At 33.2% G+C, this 20057-nt stretch carries 16 protein-coding genes and 1 tRNA gene; 11 read left to right on the top strand and 6 right to left on the bottom strand.

What is annotated here, in order from left to right:
- Nucleotides 1-245 precede the first annotated feature (245 nt).
- Nucleotides 246-992, top strand: coding sequence for an electron transfer flavoprotein subunit beta/FixA family protein (locus EQ921_RS08740; RefSeq protein WP_128152606.1), 747 nt, complete (start codon nucleotides 246-248; stop codon nucleotides 990-992).
- 32 nt (nucleotides 993-1024) lie between these two features.
- The gene (locus EQ921_RS08735) at nucleotides 1025-1972 is read left to right on the top strand and encodes an electron transfer flavoprotein subunit alpha/FixB family protein (RefSeq protein WP_128331365.1); all 948 of its coding nucleotides are present in this window, start codon (nucleotides 1025-1027) and stop codon (nucleotides 1970-1972) included.
- Nucleotides 1973-2259: 287 nt separating this feature from the next.
- Here the strand turns inward: EQ921_RS08735 and EQ921_RS08730 are convergent, their stop codons facing one another.
- The 6 genes from EQ921_RS08730 to EQ921_RS08705 form a co-directional block, all read right to left on the bottom strand.
- A complete protein-coding gene (locus EQ921_RS08730; protein WP_128331364.1) occupies nucleotides 2260-3093 on the bottom strand; it encodes a hypothetical protein in 834 nt (277 codons plus the stop codon).
- Between the two features lie 119 nt (nucleotides 3094-3212).
- Nucleotides 3213-4694, bottom strand: coding sequence for a lipopolysaccharide biosynthesis protein (locus tag EQ921_RS08725; protein WP_128331363.1), 1482 nt, complete (start codon nucleotides 4692-4694; stop codon nucleotides 3213-3215).
- Nucleotides 4695-4707: 13 nt separating this feature from the next.
- Nucleotides 4708-5502 (bottom strand): FkbM family methyltransferase, encoded by a 795-nt coding sequence (locus EQ921_RS08720; protein ID WP_128331362.1) that lies wholly within the window; start codon nucleotides 5500-5502, stop codon nucleotides 4708-4710.
- Entirely contained in the window at nucleotides 5499-6611 is a 1113-nt protein-coding gene (locus tag EQ921_RS08715) for a hypothetical protein (RefSeq protein ID WP_128331361.1), read from the bottom strand. Before EQ921_RS08715 ends, EQ921_RS08720 begins: the two co-directional genes overlap by 4 nt.
- Entirely contained in the window at nucleotides 6608-7462 is an 855-nt protein-coding gene (locus EQ921_RS08710; RefSeq protein ID WP_128331360.1) for a glycosyltransferase family A protein, read from the bottom strand. The genes EQ921_RS08715 and EQ921_RS08710 overlap by 4 nt, the downstream gene beginning before the upstream one ends.
- Nucleotides 7463-7613: 151 nt before the next feature.
- On the bottom strand, nucleotides 7614-9110 hold the full coding sequence (locus EQ921_RS08705) for a GH3 auxin-responsive promoter family protein (RefSeq protein WP_128331453.1): 1497 nt from the start codon (nucleotides 9108-9110) through the stop codon (nucleotides 7614-7616).
- Nucleotides 9111-9289: 179 nt separating this feature from the next.
- Between EQ921_RS08705 and EQ921_RS08700 the strand changes: the two genes are divergently transcribed.
- The 9 genes from EQ921_RS08700 (at nucleotide 9290) to EQ921_RS08665 (ending at nucleotide 20056) form a co-directional block, all read left to right on the top strand.
- Entirely contained in the window at nucleotides 9290-9913 is a 624-nt protein-coding gene (locus EQ921_RS08700; RefSeq protein WP_128331359.1) for a porin family protein, read from the top strand.
- A 113-nt stretch (nucleotides 9914-10026) separates the two neighbouring features.
- Nucleotides 10027-13572 (top strand): DUF2723 domain-containing protein, encoded by a 3546-nt coding sequence (locus tag EQ921_RS08695; RefSeq protein ID WP_128331358.1) that lies wholly within the window; start codon nucleotides 10027-10029, stop codon nucleotides 13570-13572.
- A 31-nt stretch (nucleotides 13573-13603) separates the two neighbouring features.
- Nucleotides 13604-13677: transfer RNA gene (locus tag EQ921_RS08690), tRNA-Arg, on the top strand.
- A gap of 203 nt (nucleotides 13678-13880) precedes the next feature.
- Entirely contained in the window at nucleotides 13881-14048 is a 168-nt protein-coding gene (locus tag EQ921_RS15015; RefSeq protein WP_370449517.1) for a hypothetical protein, read from the top strand.
- A gap of 293 nt (nucleotides 14049-14341) precedes the next feature.
- Complete coding sequence (locus EQ921_RS08685; protein WP_128331357.1) at nucleotides 14342-14581, top strand: hypothetical protein; 240 nt, start codon at nucleotides 14342-14344, stop codon at nucleotides 14579-14581.
- Nucleotides 14581-15141 (top strand): VCBS repeat-containing protein, encoded by a 561-nt coding sequence (locus EQ921_RS08680; RefSeq protein ID WP_128331356.1) that lies wholly within the window; start codon nucleotides 14581-14583, stop codon nucleotides 15139-15141. Before EQ921_RS08685 ends, EQ921_RS08680 begins: the two co-directional genes overlap by 1 nt.
- 690 nt (nucleotides 15142-15831) lie before the next feature.
- On the top strand, nucleotides 15832-17763 hold the full coding sequence (locus EQ921_RS08675; protein ID WP_128331355.1) for a type VI secretion system Vgr family protein: 1932 nt from the start codon (nucleotides 15832-15834) through the stop codon (nucleotides 17761-17763).
- A gap of 53 nt (nucleotides 17764-17816) precedes the next feature.
- Nucleotides 17817-18893 (top strand): DUF2931 family protein, encoded by a 1077-nt coding sequence (locus EQ921_RS08670; protein WP_164875611.1) that lies wholly within the window; start codon nucleotides 17817-17819, stop codon nucleotides 18891-18893.
- A 53-nt stretch (nucleotides 18894-18946) separates the two neighbouring features.
- Nucleotides 18947-20056, top strand: coding sequence for a DUF2931 family protein (locus tag EQ921_RS08665; protein WP_128331353.1), 1110 nt, complete (start codon nucleotides 18947-18949; stop codon nucleotides 20054-20056).
- The last annotated feature ends 1 nt before the right edge of the window (nucleotide 20057 follow it).

The raw sequence follows: 20057 nt of genomic DNA, 5'->3' as shown, positions 1-20057 counted from the left end.
TACTATATTACTATGAAGTTAATATTTTACTACAAAGTAACTAAGATTGATTTATAACATTAAAATCAATTCATATATCTTATTCAGTTTTATATAAAGGATAAATAGTACGTATAATTACATTAATACATGAGTACATATAAAAACTTATACATTAATATTTAGATAAATTATAAATAAAAAAAGCATTTCTTATGCACGCATAATATTTTTTATTATATTAGTCCTTAGAAAAAACATGAAAGATGAAAATACTAGTAGCTATAAGTAGTGTGCCAGATACTACATCGAAAATTAATTTTACCCAAGATAATACTCAATTTGATACTAATGGAATACAATATGTTATAAATCCGCAGGATGAGTTCTGTTTAAGTAAAGCAGTTTATCTTCAGGAGCAACAAGGAGCTGAGGTTACGGTTTTATCCGTAGGAGACAGTTCGGTAGAACCCGTACTGAGAAAATGCCTTGCAATCGGAGCAAAAGAGGCTATTCGTATTAATGCAAAACCGCTTGACAGTGAAATTGTAGCTAAAGAAATTGCAGCCGTAGCAGGAGAAGGAAATTATGATATAATTTTATTAGGAAAAGAATCGTTAGATTATAACGGAGGTTTAGTTCCGGGTTTGACTGCTGCGGAAATGGATTTATCTTTTGTTAATGCTGTTATAGGTCTTGAGGTAGAGGGTAACATAGCTAAGGTAACCCGTGAGCTGGATAACGGTAAAGAAGTTATTTCTCTTAATTTACCGGTGGTATTAGCAGGTCAGAAAGGTTTGGTACAGGAAAATGAATTAAAAATTCCTAATATGAGAGGTATTATGACTGCGAAAACTAAACCATTAACAGTTATCGAGCCCAAGTATTCCGGATCTAAAGTTTCAACTATAGCTTATGAAAAGCCCAAAACCCGTTCCAGTGTTGTTTTGGTAGATAAAGATAATCTTGATGAATTGGTTCGATTATTACATGAAGAGGCAAAAGTTATCTAAACATAATGATGGTTTAATTTAAAAAAGAAAAAATGATTTACGCATATACGGAAAATTTAAACGGAAAATATAAGAAATCTTCATTTGAAGTTGTTTCTTATGCAAAAACACTGGCAGACATGATTGGTGATACGGTAACAGTTATTACTATTAATTCAGACGATTCACCTGATGATTTATATAAATATGGTGCCACTAAAGTTTTAAATGTAAAAAATGAAGCTTTAAAAGTATTTGATCCTAAAGTTTTTGCTGGAGTTATTTCACAATTGGCCGATGGAAATTATATACTATTTTCTCATTCTAACGAAAGTGCTTCTATAGCTCCTTTTTTAGTAAAGGAAAAAGATGCTGCATACATTACTAATGTAATTTCTCTCCCTATATCAGCCTCTCCTTTTCAAGTTAAGAGAAATGTATTTTCAGGAAAGGGAATAGCTACGGTGGAAACCACAGCATCTAAGTTAATTATTACTGTATCTGCTAACTCCGTTGGATGTAAAGAAAGCCCTGTGCAAGGGATTCAGGAAAATCCGCAGGTAAATTTACCTACAGATCCTGGTTATAAAGTTGAATCTTCAGAATTAAATACAGGAAAAATAGATTTAAAAGAGGCTGAAATTGTTGTAAGTGCAGGAAGAGGAATGAAAGGTCCGGAAAACTGGAAAATTATTGAAGATTTAGCCAATGTTTTAGGAGCAGCAACAGCTTGTTCCAAACCTGTTTCTGATGCAGGATGGAGACCTCATGCTGAACACGTAGGACAAACCGGAAAGGTTATCGCACCTAAATTATATATAGCTATTGGTATATCCGGTGCTATTCAGCATTTAGCCGGTATAAACAATAGTCAGACTATTGTTGTGATTAATAATGATCCTGAAGCACCGTTTTTTAAATCGGCTGATTATGGCGTAGTAGGTGATTTATTTGAAGTAGTACCTAAGCTTACTGAAAAATTGAAGGTTTTTAAAGGTTAATATATAGGCCTTTGACAGGGCTGGTTTGAGAGAGTATCTTTTTAGGTACTCTCTTGCTATTTGTAAATAAATAGTAAATTTTAATCTGATTTTTTAAAATGTGTATCATTTAAAATAGTTATTCTAAATAGCCAGTTTTAAAAAAAGACTTCTAAGCTCTCTTTTTGTTTAGTAAAAAAAAGCATAGTTATGTGAAAAATTATAATTACTAATTAAATAAAGTCGGTTAAACCTATTTAACTATGTAAATAGATTTTAATTTATATAGAAGATTATCCGTAAGAATATTATTCCTTTTTATCTGGGAAATAAGTTTCCCCTATTTTGGGATTTGAAGAAATAACTTTGTTCTCTTTTCTAGCTTTAAACGCAAGTATGTTTTTGTCAAACGTATTTAAAATCTGAAAATAATTTCCATGTTTATAATAAAATCTTACATCATGATTTAGGTAAGTATAAAGAATAAATTCATCAATTTGATTTTTTTCAAGTCCTAATCCCAAAAAATATTCATCCCCAAAATATTCATGAATAGTTTTAATTTCTTTAATCTGTTCCTCATAAGCAGAAAGTCTCTCTCTTCTTTTATTATCTCCAGAAAGAACATCAAATACAGCATCAATACCAAATTTCATAGTACTTAGCTTAGCTGATTCCGTAGCAACATCAGTGCTTCCATCCATTTTCATGGTAGGATATAAGTTACCTAATTTCGCCATAAGTTCATTCGTTTTATTCATCATAGGAATCCTTTTTACATCTAATTCTATATTGCCGTAAGTTTTAAAATCAGTTATGTAGATGTTATCCAATTGCTTTTCTTTTACATCCAGCTGAATAGACATTATACCTTTCTCTTGCATAAGAAAAGTTACGATTACAGTTCTTTTTTCAATGTTGTAGGATTGAAAAACTATTGCGTCTCCTTTCTCGGCAGGCATGTAGAAATTTCCAATTAAATCCGTTATAGTTGTATAATCAGAATTAAGATTTTTAACATAAATACCCGAAACAGATTCACCCGTTTCATTTATATAGACCTTTCCCTTTAAAATTTTTTTTTGCTGAGAAAAAAGTAACAGACTTAAAAGGGTAAACAGGATCGTACAAATAAATTTCATATATTGCTTCTTAAGATGACAAAAGTACATTAAATACCTTTTATATAATAGATACTAATAACTGAGACTGTCTATAAAATAGTATACTTTGTCTATAATATTTACAAAAATTGTACAAATTATTTTTTTCCACTCAAAAAACTCTTAAGATTTGTAGAAAAAATTTCTTTGAACGGAAAAAATTTAAGCCACAAATTTATGATAAGAAAAATGATTATCACAACCAATGGCTTTAAAAGGAGGTTGATTAAGTTATTGGAGGTATCAGGTATCGACCATGCCAGAATTACTGCTGAAATTCCGGTTATCAGTATATATAAATATACTCGGGTAAAAGGCTGAATCTTAAATATTCTATAATTAAAAATTAGTTTAATAATGTTATATATAGTAAGAGATATTGCTGTAGCCATTGCAACACCTTCAATACCCAGATTAAAATATACAATAAAGATCCAGTTAGAGCTAATGGTTAATACAGCAAGTAGAAGCATTGCATAAATGTTAAACCGGTAATATCGAGAATAGGTTATAATTTGGCTGTTAAATCCAGTTGATATATCAAAAAGAGTAGCAATACCCAGAATATAAATAATAGATTTAGCCTCGCTGAGTTCGTGTCCGTTTTTCATTAATAAAAAAAGATAATCACATCCGGCAAATATACAGGATAGTAATACCGTTCCGAATAAAAATAAAAATTTGGATATTTTTTGGTAAAAGTCATTAAGTTCGGCATGTTGATTATTTTCAAGTTTTTCAACTATAATAGGACCTGAAATAGCAAAAACACCAGCCAGAGGTACTGAAAGAAATCCTACGATAGACATAAGTATTGAATATATTCCGTTTTGTTTATAACTGATCAATTCGGATATCATCAGGTTATCAATACGTAATGCCAGCTGATTTCCTATACTTCCTAAAACAGAAAAAATACAGAAATAAAATAATTCTTTACGAAAGTTTTTACCGGAAAGAATACTGAGACTACCACTAGGTTTATCTTTGTTCAGTCTGAGAAAATAAACAATAAGACCTGACAGAGCGGCAAAAAAGAAAAATATAAAAATATATAAAGAATTAATTTCAGAAATACCCAGATAAACAAAGCAGATAAAAGCAACTAAAGATCCTAATTTTGGGAAGAAATTTTCAAATATTCCAGTTATGGCAACACGTTTAAAGTTTGAAATATATTTTGAAAATAACTGCGATAAAGCAAGTATAAGTATAACCGGAAGCACATATTGTTTCATTTTCCAGGAGTCTGAATTTCCAATTGAAGGGAAAAGACTGGCAAATAACCAATAAAGTAGACAAATGATAAGAAAACTAATTACAATAAATTTTATAGAAAAAACTAAAAAATCCAGATTTTGATTTTTAGCTTTAAATTGTTGGTAAAATTTAATATTAGCATAGCTGAGACCAAATACGACAAAAGGAAAAATAATTTCAGCTGAAGGCTGTATAAATCGTAATTGGCCCAAAAAAGTGGTATCTGCCGGGTATATGAAAATTGTGGAAAATGTACCAAGTAAAAAACTTAAATAGCTGATGATACTGTATTTAATTCCTTGTCTAGCGACTACACCCATAGAATTAGTAAAATTATTTTGATAAAAATATGAAATTATTTATATATGCTGTCTTATTATGTAATTCAGATGTATTCTGATAAGTAGGTGTAGAAGAGGTGAACTCTTTCAGTTCAAGGGTTTCTCTGTCCAGATAAAAAGACAGATAACCAAGTTCCAATATAGGCTGTATAATATTCCATATGTTTTGATTATGGTGTCTTTCTTCAACCTCAATTAATAGTGTCGGACGAAATTTTCTTAGTGTTTCTTTAGCTCCTTCAATCACCTTGATTTCAGCTCCTTCAACATCAATTTTTATAAATGAAATTTTTTCAATCTGATGATTTTTTATAAATCTGTCCAGAGTTTCGGTCTGTACTTCGTAAATCTTTGAAGAAGTTTCATTTTCTTCTTTATATTCAGTGTTTAAAGTACCGCGTCCGGTTGTTTCATGAGAATTGATAATAGGAACTTTAAAATTGAGAACTTCACAAGTATTACTCAAAGCAATATTAGAAGTATGTATTTTAGGAAATAAATGTTTAATTCTTTTATATAGTTCCGGATGTGGCTCAAATCCAACAATATTTTCAGGGTGTACCAGTTGTTCCGCATAGTAAATATAATATCCCATATTTACACCAATATCAAAAAAAACACTGTCTTTATCAAGAAAACGAGAGAGAATAAGAAATTCAAATTCTACATTTCTTTGTTTAATGTTTAAAGCATTTAACTGATTTATTTTTTTAAAAAATCTTTTTTTATATAGTGAAGGCCAATAAGAATAAGCCAAATCAATTGCCTTTTTACGTAATAAATTCATGATTGGGATAAAATAGTTAACATGTTAATAAGTTTTTCTTTTACCTTTTCTTTGTCATAATAAGGTAATTGAGCTTCAAGATTATTTTTTAGTTTATGATATTCCTGTATAGTAAGATTTTCCAGAATTGTTTTAAGGTTTTCAGCGGAATCATAATAAAGAGAATTCCAGTTACTCAACGGGTAATGTTGTGGAAATATTCCTATTTTGCCATAGGAAATACAATCAGCTTCATTTCCACTGGCTTTAGTTTGACCATATATTTCTTTTTGTAAATAAAATTGAGTTTCTTTATGTAAAGGACATAATACAAAATGAGATTCGTTCATGGTCAAGTCAAATTCAGATTGAGGAATTCTTTCTCTAAAATACGAAATTTCAACAGAATTATTCCTGTTTTTTTTGAGAAGATGTAAGGATTGTAACATCGACTGGTCAGAAATTTTACCCAAAAAAGTGAATTTCATTATCTGTTTTGGAGATAAATATTTCAATAGTTTAAAAACTAATTGATAATTTCTCCTGCTTTGAGAAACTTCTCCCGGAATAACGATATTAATTTTATTCTGTTCACTAGGCTCTACGTTAAATTTATTGTATATAAGAGGTAAGGTTATATATTTTTTCTCATCAGTACTAAAATGTTGTTTTATATTTTCATTAAGAAACGCATATGCTTTCGCTTCACAAATTATTTTTTTAGTAAAATATATATTTTCTTTAAAAATTAATTTAAGGTAATAATATTGAAGGTGTAAATTTTTTACTTTTAAAAACAATTTCCAATCCGGTTTTCGCGAATTGAAAAAAAAATTTCCGTTATGTACAAGTATTTGAGTGTTTTTTTCTTTAAATAAAAAATTAAATTTTTGAAAATTACGATGTAATGTGTTAAATATAATAAGGTCATTATCAGCTAAAAAATCAGAGAGTTGTGGGTAATCTTTAACTTCCAGTACAGTTTTTAGTGAATCCGGAATTTCTGGAATTAGACAGGAAATAGATGATGAAATATAAAAATGATAATCTATTCCTGAATTTTGCAATAAAGCATTCCATTGAAGTAATAAATGAGTATGGGTTTCAAACTCCAGAATGGCAATTTTCATATACCGAATTTATTTAAAACTTCTTTCCAGCGGTATTTTCTGATAAATGAAATTTCATCAGGTGTAATTTTTCTTTCTTCTTTATTTATGACCATAGATATATAGGATTGGTACGAAATGAAGAAATTAGATACAGAACGATCGTTCCATGCAGCTTTGGCACACGAAATAAACGAAAGAGCAGGATCTAAACCGATATTGTAAAAATACTTTCCTAGTTTAAGCGCTTTGGTATCTTTATATACATGAGCCGTAGGCTTTAAAAGTTTTACCCAGATATTTTTTACAACTTTAACATCCCAACCTTTCATTCTAGATAATAATACATCCAGATTGTCCCAGCCTAAGGTCTCTCGTAATCCGCCAATATCTTCAAAGCATTCTTTTCTGTATGTTTTTACAGCTCCGCGAATATGATTTTTGCTTGCTATGGTTTCATGATTCCAGATGCCGTTTTTTTCAACGTAAACCAAACCGCCTACCATACCGATTTTTGGATTATTTTCAAGTTCCGTAATCATGGTTTCATAATAATCCGGAGGAAGTATTATGTCTGCATCTAATTTTGCAATTACGTCAAAATCTTTATAATTAACAGAATTCAAGCCTTTGTAAAAAGTACGTACAACTTTAGCACCCGGTTTGTGTTCTGATTTATGAGTCAGATTCACGAATAAAAATTCAGGTTTATCCTGAATGAAATTTTGTATAATTTCCGGTGATTCATCGGTGGAAGCATCATTTACAATTATCCAGGTAATATTTTTATACGATTGATTTGCAAATGATTCCAAACATTCACGTAAAAATTTGGCTTCATTATATACCGGTACTACAACAACTAACTTCAATTTTAAATTTCTTTGGACAAATATAACTGATTTTTGTTCTTTTGTTCTTATATATTTTTAAATATATACATGAAGATTTATAGGGGTGTGTTGGTAATCTGACTATGAATTATAAGAGAATAGCTAAATAACTAATTAAGATTATGATAACTTACAATAAATACTTAGTTAGTTTATCAGCAATTTTACGATCATTAGATAAACGTGGGAGTTTATTTTGTCCTCCTAGCTTTCCTATTTCCTTCATATAATCATTGAAGCCGTTTTTTCTGATTAGCGAAATTTTTAGAGGCTGTAAAATTTTACCTGTAATTAAATCATTGTAATAAGTATTCCTACACCTAAGTGCAGAGTCCAGTTTTTTAGCAAATAAATTTATATCATCCGGCATTTTTTCAAACTCTATAAACCACTCATGATAGGGCAGACCTTCTTTCGGAGTAACCTGAGGTGCTAAGGTAAATTCCTGAACCACGGTTTGAGTATTTTCTACCGCTTCTTTTATAGCATCTTCCACTTCATACGATATAACATGTTCTCCAAAAGCAGACGTAAAATGCTTAGTTCTTCCGGAAACCAGTATTTTGTAAGGGTTTTTACTAACAAAACGCACGAGATCACCTATTTCATAGGCCCACAATCCTGCATTGGTAGTAAGAATGATAGCATAATCCTTATTCAATTCCACCTCATTTAAAGTGAGTCGTATCGGATTTTTTTTGCCTATTTCCTCAGCGGGAATAAACTCGTAAAAAATCCCATGATTTACCATTAATAAAAGATCATCGCTATCAACGTTATCCTGAAACGCAATAAAACCCTCAGATGCAGGGTAAGTTTGTATAATGTCCAGTTTTTTTCCGATTAATTCTTCAATTTTTTCTTCATAGGGTTTATAATTTACCCCACCGGTGACTAATAACTGTAGATTAGGAAATAAACTGCTAACTGATTTTCCCGTTTTTTCAACCAGTTTTTCAAAATACATAACCAGCCAGGGAGGTATTCCACTGATTAAAGACATGTTTTGATGAACAGTCTCGTCAATAATTTGATCAATTTTTGTTTCCCAGTCTTCTATACAATTAGTTTCCCAGGAAGGAAGACGGTTTTTTTGCAGGTACTGGGGTACAAAATGAGCAGAGATTCCGGAAAGTCTTCCTACTTTAATGCCATTGACTTCTTCAAGTTCAGGGCTCCCCTGAATAAAGATCATTTTGCCATTTACAAAATCTGCATTTTTTCGTTTATGAATATAGTGTAGCAAAGCACTTTTTGCACCGTCAATATGAAAGGGTACCGAATCTTTAGTGATAGGTATATATTTGGTACCAGAAGTAGTTCCCGAAGTTTTGGCTAAATAAAGAGGTTTGCCCGGCCAAAGCACATCTTCTTCTCCATTTTTTACTGATTCCAGATAGGGTTTTAAATTTTCATAATCGGAAATTGAAACCAGATCTTGAAAATCTTTTATAGAATTGATTGCTGAAAAAGAATGATCTTTACCAAACTGAGTTTTACAACCTTTTAAAATAAGCTCAGAAAACCATTTGTTTTGAGATTCTATGGGGTTTTGTATCCATTGGTTCTCCTTAGTATCATGTACAGACGACCAAAACAAAGCCAGTTTCTTTTTAAAAAATCCCATACGATTATCTCTATCAAAATTTTTACGGTTCAAATATCGGAATTTAATTTTATTTCTATTCTTCAGATGAAAAAAAGTATTTGTATTTTAATATAAAAGGTAAATACAGATAATTTTATAATAACTATCTTTGTCATTGATACATAAATTAATCAACTAACAATATAAATCTCTTTTTTATGAAAAAAAAATTAACTCTTTTGTTATTGCTTTCTTTTTTTATTGGAAACTCACAAATTAAACTGGGAGTAAAAGCAGGAATCAATATATCTTCTCTGTATGGTGACATGTCTACAAATAATGCAAAAGCCGGTGTCTATGGAGGCGTCTATGCAAGAGTACCAGTAGCAGAAAGATTTTCAATTCAGCCTGAAGTTTTATTCTCCATGCAGGGAGCAGAATCAGACGATACATGGGGTTGGAATTATTGGCATACCGATTCTTATTACGATGAAAAGTATGTATTAAATTACATTACTATTCCATTGATGTTTCAATACCGTATCATTAAAGGATTAAGAGCAGAAGTGGGACCTCAGGTAAATTTTGCCCTATATAAAAAACATAAAATAAGAAATAATTACATGTATCCGGAATCTGTCAGAAATCAAAGAGATAAAAACCTAAGGAATTTTGATGTGGGCATAAATGCCGGAGCAAATTATGAATTGAAAAACGGTTTAAATTTTACTTTACGATATAATCTGGGGTTTATAAATGTTAATAAATCCAAAAATGACTATTATTACAATTATGAAATCCGGAATCAGGTTTTGTCTATGGGAGTAGGGTATAGCTTTTAATTTTGATAAATTAACCGTGGCAGAACTAACAGAGTTTTAACTTTTTTAACTTTATTCAGTTCCACAAAAAATTAATATTATTACTATATTCGCAAATTATATATAAAGGCACAATGAATTCAAGCTATAAGAAAGTAAATAATCTTACCGGTTGGGCTGTTTTCCTCATAGCAGCAATCACTTATCTGTTAACCATTGAACCAAATTTCAGTTTTTGGGACTGTGGAGAATATATCTCATCAGCAGTAAAACTTGAAGTTACTCACTCTCCCGGAGCTGTTTTTTTTCAGATTTTAGGAGCTGTTTGGGCAATGCTGGCTTTTGGAGATGGTACTAAATATTCTGTAGTGATAAATGCTATGTCGGCCATTATGAGTGCCTTTGCAATTTTATTTTTGTTTTGGACGATTACCCATATAGCAAGAAAAGTACTTTTCGTGGATACTGAGCCCGAAAATTATACCCGGTTTCAAAAGATCATGCTCATGTTGAGTGGAGCTGTAGGAGCTTTAACATTTACTTTTACGGATACCTTCTGGTTTTCTGCGGTTGAAGGAGAAGTTTACGCGGCAGCATCTTGTTTTACAGCATTATTATTATGGTTAATGTGCAAATGGGAAAATGATTTTTATTCTCCCAGAGCCGATCGCTGGTTAATTTTAATTTCACTTCTTATAGGACTATCAGTAGGAGTACACTTAATGGTTATATTGGTTGTTCCTACATTAGGATATATTTATTATGTTAAAAAATACAAGTTTACTTGGAAAAGTTTTATAATCGCAAACATAGTAGTAGGGTTCGTATTTTTATTAGTATTTAAAATCATATTTCCACTTACCATGGCTTTCTTTGGTAAGTCTGAAATATTTTTTGTGAATAATCTTCAAATGCCGTTCAACACAGGTTCTGTATTTGCTTTTCTGGTAATACTTCTGGTATTTTATTTTTCATTAAAATACACGGTAAAAAAACAATATGTTACTGCCAATACCATCATATTATCCATATGGTTTATGCTGATAGGATTTTCGAGCTGGATAGTTTTACCGATACGCGCCAATGCTAATCCTCCGATCAATCTTAATGATCCGGATAACGCCATAGGAATGCTTGACTATTATAACCGAGCCCAGTACGGTGACTGGCCTGTATTTTATGGAGCGAACTATACGGCATATTTGGATCCGGAGGGAATAACCGGGGTTGAAGATAATGGCCCGGTATATGAAAAAGATGAAAAAACAGGAAGATATTTGGAAACCAGCAGAAGATGGTCTTATAAATTTAATCCGGAACATGTAAGCATACTACCAAGGATGTACAATCCGGATTCAGGAGTAATGGAAAATTACGGACTCATGGAAGGCTACCCTGATTTTACGGCTAATCCTGATTATGTTAAAAGCACTACAGAGAGTTATATTGAAGATTATATTCAAAGTAATAATTTAAGTAATCTGCCGCAGGAACAAATGCAGGGATTATATGATCAATTATATAATCAGATTCAGCCTAAAGTAGCAGCTGAACAGCAAAAAGTGGTTGATTCCTTAAAATATTTAAAATCTCACGATCAAATAGATATAGCTGCATATAATAAGTTTAGCAGCCTGATCAAGGTGAAGAAACCTCAAGTATCTCAAAATCTGGATTTCATGATGACTTATCAGATGGGATATATGTTTATACGATATTTTCTTTGGAATTTTGCAGGAAGGCAAAATGATTATCAGGGATATTATGAAAATACCAAAGGCAATTGGATTACCGGTATCAGTTTTTTTGATAACTGGCATCTCGGAGATCAAAGTAAATTACCAGCTATATATAAAAACAAAGCGACCAACACTTATTTTTTCCTTCCGCTTATATTAGGATTAATTGGGTTTTTCTTTCAATTAAATCGGGATCCGGGTAGGAATTTTGCATTAGTAGCCTTGTTTCTTTTATCCAGTGCAGGAATTATCCTTTATACAAGTATCAAGGCCTTTGAGCCTAGGGAAAGGGATTATGCTTTAGTAACCTCTTTTTATACGTTTGCTATCTGGATAGGTTTAGGAGTCACAGCCATAATGTATGGACTAAGTTTACTGAAAAAAGAAAAAGTAGCTCTAACATTAGGCTTTATAACCTTAGGAGTGCCTGTTTTAGTAGGTTTTCAAAACTGGGATGATCATGACAGAAGTAAGAGATACACTGCATATGATTTCTCAAAAAGTTATTTGCAAGGGTTGGATAAAAATAATCCTATTCTTTTCGTATATGGAGACAACGATACATATCCTCTATGGGCATTACAGGAAACAGAAGAATTCCGTTCGGATGCAAAAGTGGTGAATTATACCTTATTAGGTACTGCCTGGTATATAGATCAGGTGCTTCGAAAAACGTATGAAGCTCCGGCATTGCCATCATCAATGAGCCATGAAGAATATAGAGATGGAGTAAACGATCAGGTTATTCTTTTGTCTCATAATACCTGGAAACAATTATTTGCTTCTTTTCCTAATGATAGCATACCTGCTGAATTTGCTCCATTTAAAAAATATGCGGTTCAGGACAGTATGTCAGCCAAAGATGCTATTGCTTTTCTTAAAGATAAAAAAATTCAAAAAGCGGTAAAAAGTTTATATGCAAAGGATTTTGGAGGTAGAGATTACGGATTTTTACCTTTAAATAAAATTTATATTCCGGTAAACAAAGCCAATGCGTTAAAATATGGAATTGTAAAACCGGAAGATAAGAATCTCATGGTTGACAATGTGGTCCTAACTTTAAATAAATCAAGAATAAATAAGGATGCTTTGGCGGTATTAAACCTGTTTGCCAATTATAATTGGGACCGATCAATATATTTCAGTTCAGGAGGTACCTATTCACAGTCCAATATAATGTATTCACAAAATTATCTTGAATATCAGGGACTGGTTTCCAAATTAGTTCCGATTTATACAAAAGATGATGGAGTAACTCAAGGGAGAATCAATCCGAATACACTTTATCATTTAGTTATGAATTATAAGTTTGGTAATCTGAAAGATCCTAAAGCTTATTTTGATGAAACTTGTAGAAGTAATATCCTCAATTACCGAATGTCTTGCGGAGCAGCAGCGATTGCCTTAGCAAAAGCCGGTGATAAAAAAAGAGCGAATGATGTTTTAGAATTAATAAATACAGAAATACCACTGGATTTATATCCGGCAAGTCCTTCATTTAATTCAATTATAAGTGCCTATTTTTATATAGGAAAAGAAAAAGAAGGATTGGCATTAGCAGACAAATATAAAAAACAAGTATTGGAAGAGTTAAACTACTATTTGGCTTTACCTCTTAAATCGCAAACTTTCGTAACAGATGATATGTATAAATTATCTTCTTATTACAGACTTATAGTTAGTAATATGGTGGAGACTTATATAGATTTGGGTGAAAAGGAAAAAGCGGTGAATTACATAGCTGAATCTTTTAAACCATTAGATGAAAGATTAAAGAAATTTGAAATGTTAGGAAAAACCAATGCGAAAAACGATTATGTTTCTTTGCAAAACCTGGATTATACATACAAAATGATATTTCAGGTATTGTATCCTATTGATTCAGTGTACGTACAGGAAAAAGCTGAAGAAATTTCAAATATTTTTATGAAGTTAGAGTAAATTATTACTAATATTGCAAAACTAAAAAGGAGGCTGCGTAGTTCAACTGGATAGAATATCAGATTTCGGCTCTGAGGGTTGGGGGTTCGAATCCCTCCGCGGTCACTAAGTAACAGAAAACGAATAATTTCGGATTCTGAAATTAAATTTAAAAGCATTTATAAACCATGGATAAAGTGGCTTATAGATGCTTTTTTTTGTTTATATACATCAAAAAAGAAGATTATGGAAAATAGACAAATTTTACATCTTCGTGACACCAATATGACACCAACTTACATGTTGGTGTCACCAAAAAATTATATTCTATGATTTATACAAGATTTAGCTTAAGAAGTAATCCTAATAAAAGTGGTTTGCCTATGATATATTTAAAGATAACGCATAAGAAAAGTAGAGAAAGAATTTCTTTAAATCTAAAAGTTCCGGAAAAGAAATTTAGTATAGTTAAACTTTTCAATACCTGTGTTTGCTAAATTTATTTTTCAACCGGAAACTGAAGATATACCGGAGCTGCTCCAGTAATTTTTCTTTAGATTAGTTCAACATAACGCTTTCATCCAAGTAAGAAGCTTTCATCTTTTGCTGACTCAAGTCCTGGTTAAATTTAACTATCAGATTCTTCATAGTACAAAAATGGAAAGTGAACTTGGATAATAAAAAGAGACATAAAAATATTATATTTGTTATTGAATAAAAATTAAACTATATGAAAAAAATTACTACTTTTTTATTACTTTCATTTCTTATGTCATGTTCTCAGAATGATATGGACATATTAAGTGACATTAGCAATAGTACAATTTCTAAGAAGGAAAATAATCTTTGGAAATGGGTAGAATCTTATGGAAATTATGGAGGAGAGGAAGCAATTCCAGTACCTGCTGATTATGATGGAGATGGTAAAGCTGATTTAAGTGTAAAGTGTGATGACGGTACTTGGTATATTGATTATGCTGCAAATGGTTTTGGCAATCTAAAAAAGGTGCATATGGAAGTAGCAATTTAATTCCATTACCTGCTGACTATGATGGAGATGGTAAAGCCGATTTGAGTATAAAGGATGAAAGCGGTACCTGGTATATTGATTATGCAGCAAATGGTTTTGGAAAATGGGATTGGCAATCTAAAAAAGGTGCCTATGGAGGTGAAAATTCGATTCCAGTACCTGCTGACTACGATGGAGATGGTAAAACTGATTTAAGTGTAGTAAATAAAGATACTGGAATTTGGTATGTTGATTATGCGGCAAATGGTTTTGGAAAATGGGATCAACAATTTAGAGGAAATTATGCAAATCAATATTCAAAATATTTTTTGCCTGGAGACTATGATGGAGATGGAATATTAGATTTGTCTTGTATTGTACCTGGAGGTGGCTGGAATATAGTTTCTTCTCATTATAACTCTAGATTTGGCTTGAGAACAATAACTTCCAGACATATACCCACACCAGCAGATTATGATGGAGATGGGATTTTAGATATGAGTTATAAATTAAATCCTTTAAATTATGATGATAATCCTTATGGAACTTGGGTGATTTTTTATTCTGGGGAAAAACCTTAAACTATATTTTACAATTAAAAACCGTTTAATATTGAGCGGTTTTTTAATTAACTATAAAAATATTAAGTTTAAAAACATTTTAATTTTCAGAGACAATTGTATTTACCTTATCGGAGTTAGATAATTTTTCTAATTCCAGCACATCTTCCTTCCGATTGGCTTTTTTAATATAACCGATAAGAGTTTCAATCGTTTCACCTTTAAAAAGTATTTCGGCTCCTTCCTTGAGTCCCAGATAGGGTAAATCTCCCTTTTTGTATACATCCAGAGCATTGAAAGAAATCCCTCTGCGGTCATTAAATCATAGAAAGTGAACAATATCACTTGGTGTTAAATAATTTAAAAGCATTGAAATATCAGGGATAAAATCAAAAAAATTGTACTATTAAAGATATACATATTTTGATAGCTTCATGATATAAACATTCGTGCTGTGATAACCATTAAAATAGCTTTATTTTTTCTGTCCCAGTCATGGTTAGCCGATTAAAAACAGAAAGATATAAATGGTTATTTTTTAATAAATATAAAAAATATCATGAATAAGATTTCAGTAAGGTTAAAACCTGATATTATTACTATAATTCATTATATTATTAAAAAATAATTATTATATTAAAATAATTGATAAATTTACCTTATATTTATTTTTTGTAATATTTTTAATTTTAATAATTAGTTATATAGCTTATGAAACCATTCTCATCCGATGAAGACAAATCCTTCAAATTATTCAGTCAACAAGAAATAGAAGAACTTAACAAGCGTAGCGGAAGTATAGCCCGATACGGTGGAAATAAAGAAAACCTGTACGGAGACTCTCATATTGTTAATGTAGGAGTACAAATCAATGGAACCCCGTTTTTTTCAAATACCTGCATACAATTAAAATTAACCCAGAAACTCAATGCGGATCACGAATTCATTCTGACGGCTGATCCGGATGAGTTTGGAGAGTCTGATTCTTATATATTACAGAATTCTAGGCAGTATCTGGGCAGCCGCATTAGCTTTACCTTTCGCCAATGGGGGAAGGCAGCATCTGTTTGGACAGGTGTTATTACTTCTGTCTCCAGCCAAAAGAAAGACGGGGTAAAAAAAATTATCATTAAAGGAAAATCCCCTGCTTACCTTATGGACAACGGGCTTCACTGTCGCAGTTTCGAAGATAAAACCTTTGAAGAGATTATAAAAGAAGTAACTCAAGACTATCCGCAGAATTTAGTCTCTTTTGATGTTAATCCGAATTTTAAAGATAAATTAAAATATATAGCCCAATATAATCAGACAGACCTCCAGTTTCTTAAAAATTTAGCTCAAAGATATGGGGAGTATTTATTTTATACTGGAGAAATATTCAGCTTTTCAGCTTGGGGTAGCCGCATAGTAGAACTTACCGAAGGAGAAGATATCTACGATTTTGAACTGAAAATGGAAACCGGACCCCAAAAATTTTCTTACACAGCTTACGACCCTAAACAAGCTTCCGATTATACCATACATTCAGAAAGTCAGGCAGTGCAGCAATCAGAAAATCCTTTTCAGCAGTCAGCGGTTAACTCCAGTGAAACTTTATTTACAGCAATTCCTACTGCACATTATGATCAGAGTCTGCTGCATAAAAATCAGGTGGATATAGAAGAGTCTGTGCTCAGACAAAGAAAGAAGCAGCAAAACCTGGTTTTTATAGAAGCAACCACCAATAATCCTGAAGTAAGAATCGGAGATATTGCTAAAATGAATGCCTACATGCCGGGCAATACAACTTTTAAAACAGGCAAAATTCCTATAGAATCTTACCGTATCACAGAAATCGTTCACGAATTTTCGGATGGAGAAGGCTATACCAATACCTTTGTAGGAGTTCCAAAAGATTTAACGGTTCCCACGTATTATAATGAGCAGGATACACCTAAAGCCCAGATACAACATGCTACCGTGACCGATAACAAAGATCCTTTACGAATGGGAAGAGTCCGTGTGCAATTTATCTGGCAAAAACCGAACAATCAGCAAACTCCGTGGATACAGATCATACAGCCCCACAGCGGAACCGATAAGGGAACCTATTTTAATCCGGAGATTGGCGAAACTGTGGTATGTGCTTTTCAGGGAGGAAATGCGGAAGCGCCGATAGTTTTGGGAACTGCCTATAATGGAGGAGAGATAGCTGCTTATTACACCGAAGGAAATGACATTAAAGTATTACAAACGAGGAGTGGAACCAAGATTGTTTTCAACGATGCCGAAGGACAAGGTTCTATACTCATGGAGGATCCGAGTGGAAATAAAATGTTTATGGACGGGGAAGGCAACATTTCTGTGAATGCACCTAAAAATATGGATTTTACTGTAGGAAATGATTTTACGATCAATGTAGGCAATAACCTGAGCACCCGGGTAGGAAATGATAATGAGCTAGAGGTAGCTCAGGCTCATACTCATACTTCTTTTTCGTATAATCAGAGGGTGTATGAAAATAAACAGGTAACCGTAAACGGAAATTTATCAGAAACTACCTCAACTTCGACCTATAAAATTATAGGAGGCGATTTTTGGGTTCAAAGTGCAGGAATTTCAACCATTGTAGGAGCCATTGATGCTAAAATCAATAAAGGGTGAACCTAACCTTTTAGCTGAAAATGAATCCTGTAAAGATAAAAAAATACCTGCTTGTGCTACTGATACTTAATTCGGTCGTAGCAGTTTCCTGTCAGGACCAAAACAAACAACAGATGAATGAAAAATTTCAATGGAAAGAAACGATTTCCTGTCCGTCAGGCTATCCGGTAGATGTGTTTAGAGGAGGGCTGGAATCCAACGATGGCAGATTTACCAGCTTATTTTCTGGTATTGTAGACAATGGAGAATGGGGAAGTGAAGGGCGAAGCATGAGCAATGGGCTCAAACCCCTTCCAGACCGCCTGCATGTGATTTGGATTTCCTATGCCGAAAAAACCTTTTACGAAGTAGATACAGCCATTGATCGGGAAAAAATCTACCGGCTTTTCTCCCGGGGCTATTACACTCCTTCCATGAACAAGCAAAGACCGGAACCTTTTAAAGAATCATACCGAACTATTAATGTAGGTTTTGCCCCCGGAGGAGTGGTCGTTATCTGGGTAGGGGGTGTAGGAAGGCAGATAGAAATAGGAAGATACCAGGCAAAAAAAAACACTATTCCGCAAGAGGTTATTGATAAATTAAAAGAAGAACCGGTATATAGTATGCTTAGGCCAGAATATCAGGAATCGGTAATGAAAAACCCGGGAATAGTACCCCCGGAAGTGCAGCAGGCCCATCAGGGGAAACCCATTCCTTTCGGACTGTGGGATAGCTATCGTAAACCTTATCCCTGGAAGGTTAATTTTGTTCTTCCTGAAGAAGCGGTTTTGGATGACATGACACTGTTTTTGTATAATGGGGAAATGGAAATTCTCTTTGGAGATGATCAGATTGATCAGTTCCGCATCCCGCAGGAGCTCAAATGGAATACTCCCACCCTCCGGCCGGTTCCTAAACAAATAACCTTTAGCTGGATAGATAAAAACAAGGTTTTAAAAAGCGGAGCAGTAACCTTTGAGGAAGAAGAAATATTTCAGGCCTTTGAGGAACAGGGCAGTCAATTGAGTCCCGGGGAAGAATTGCGGCTAACGATACGAATCAGCCAGGATCAAACGGATGCCTCCGTATGGCTGGAGGCCAACGGAAAAAAAACAGGCTTACACCAAAGCGAGGTAAAAATATTTTGAGATAAACAAAAACTGTTACCGCTAAAAAATAAAGTTTTAAATTAGATAAAAAAATGAATCCTGTAAAGATAAAAAAATACCTGCTTGTGCTACTGATACTTAATTCGGTCGTAGCAGTTTCCTGTCAGGACCAAAACAAACAACAGATGAATGAAAAATTTCAATGGAAAGAAACGATTTCCTGTCCGTCAGGCTATCCGGTAGATGTGTTTAGAGGAGGGCTGGAATCCAACGATGGCAGATTTACCAGCTTATTTTCTGGTATTGTAGACAATGGAGAATGGGGAAGTGAAGGGCGAAGCATGAGCAATGGGCTCAAACCCCTTCCAGACCGCCTGCATGTGATTTGGATTTCCTATGCCGAAAAAACCTTTTACGAAGTAGATACAGCCATTGATCGGGAAAAAATCTACCGGCTTTTCTCCCGGGGCTATTACACTCCTTCCATGAACAAGCAAAGACCGGAACCTTTTAAAGAATCATACCGAACTATTAATGTAGGTTTTGCCCCCGGAGGAGTGGTCGTTATCTGGGTAGGGGGTGTAGGAAGGCAGATAGAAATAGGAAGATACCAGGCAAAAAAAAACACTATTCCGCAAGAGGTTATTGATAAATTAAAAGAAGAACCGGTATATAGTATGCTTAGGCCAGAATATCAGGAATCGGTAATGAAAAACCCGGGAATAGTACCCCCGGAAGTGCAGCAGGCCCATCAGGGGAAACCCATTCCTTTCGGACTGTGGGACAGCTATCGTAAACCTTATCCCTGGAAGGTAAATTTTGTTCTACCTGAAGAAGCGATTTTGGATGAAATGACCTTAGATTTTTATAATGGAGAAGAAGAAATTCTCTTTGGAGATGTTCAGATTAATCAGTTCCGCATTCCGCAGCAGCTCAAATGGAATACTCCCATCCCCCGGCCGGTTCCTAAACAAATAAGTTTTCGGTGGAAAGAAGTAAACAAAGAAAATTGTGGAGGATACGTAAAATTTAATGAAGAAGAAATATTTCAGGCCTTTGAGGAAGTGGGCAGTCAGTTGAGTCCCGGGGAAGAATTGTGGCTAACGATACGAATCAGCCAGGATCAAACGGATGCCTCCGTATGGCTGGAAACGAAAGAAAAAAAAACAGGCTTATACCAAAGCCAAGTAAAAATATTCTGAT

The organism is Apibacter sp. HY039, assembly GCF_004023655.1.
Taxonomy (GTDB): Bacteria; Bacteroidota; Bacteroidia; order Flavobacteriales; family Weeksellaceae; genus Apibacter; species Apibacter raozihei.
This window is presented reverse-complemented; position numbering and strand designations above follow the sequence as displayed.

Coding starts and splice junctions, on each gene's coding strand:
- EQ921_RS08740 (WP_128152606.1), top strand. CDS start 246: ATGAAAATACTAGTAGCTATAAGTAGTGTGCCAGATACTACATCGAAA.
- EQ921_RS08735 (WP_128331365.1), top strand. CDS start 1,025: ATGATTTACGCATATACGGAAAATTTAAACGGAAAATATAAGAAATCT.
- EQ921_RS08730 (WP_128331364.1), bottom strand. CDS start 3,093: ATGAAATTTATTTGTACGATCCTGTTTACCCTTTTAAGTCTGTTACTT.
- EQ921_RS08725 (WP_128331363.1), bottom strand. CDS start 4,694: ATGGGTGTAGTCGCTAGACAAGGAATTAAATACAGTATCATCAGCTAT.
- EQ921_RS08720 (WP_128331362.1), bottom strand. CDS start 5,502: ATGAATTTATTACGTAAAAAGGCAATTGATTTGGCTTATTCTTATTGG.
- EQ921_RS08715 (WP_128331361.1), bottom strand. CDS start 6,611: ATGAAAATTGCCATTCTGGAGTTTGAAACCCATACTCATTTATTACTT.
- EQ921_RS08705 (WP_128331453.1), bottom strand. CDS start 9,110: ATGGGATTTTTTAAAAAGAAACTGGCTTTGTTTTGGTCGTCTGTACAT.
- EQ921_RS08700 (WP_128331359.1), top strand. CDS start 9,290: ATGAAAAAAAAATTAACTCTTTTGTTATTGCTTTCTTTTTTTATTGGA.
- EQ921_RS08695 (WP_128331358.1), top strand. CDS start 10,027: ATGAATTCAAGCTATAAGAAAGTAAATAATCTTACCGGTTGGGCTGTT.
- EQ921_RS15015 (WP_370449517.1), top strand. CDS start 13,881: ATGATTTATACAAGATTTAGCTTAAGAAGTAATCCTAATAAAAGTGGT.
- EQ921_RS08685 (WP_128331357.1), top strand. CDS start 14,342: ATGGACATATTAAGTGACATTAGCAATAGTACAATTTCTAAGAAGGAA.
- EQ921_RS08675 (WP_128331355.1), top strand. CDS start 15,832: ATGAAACCATTCTCATCCGATGAAGACAAATCCTTCAAATTATTCAGT.
- EQ921_RS08665 (WP_128331353.1), top strand. CDS start 18,947: ATGAATCCTGTAAAGATAAAAAAATACCTGCTTGTGCTACTGATACTT.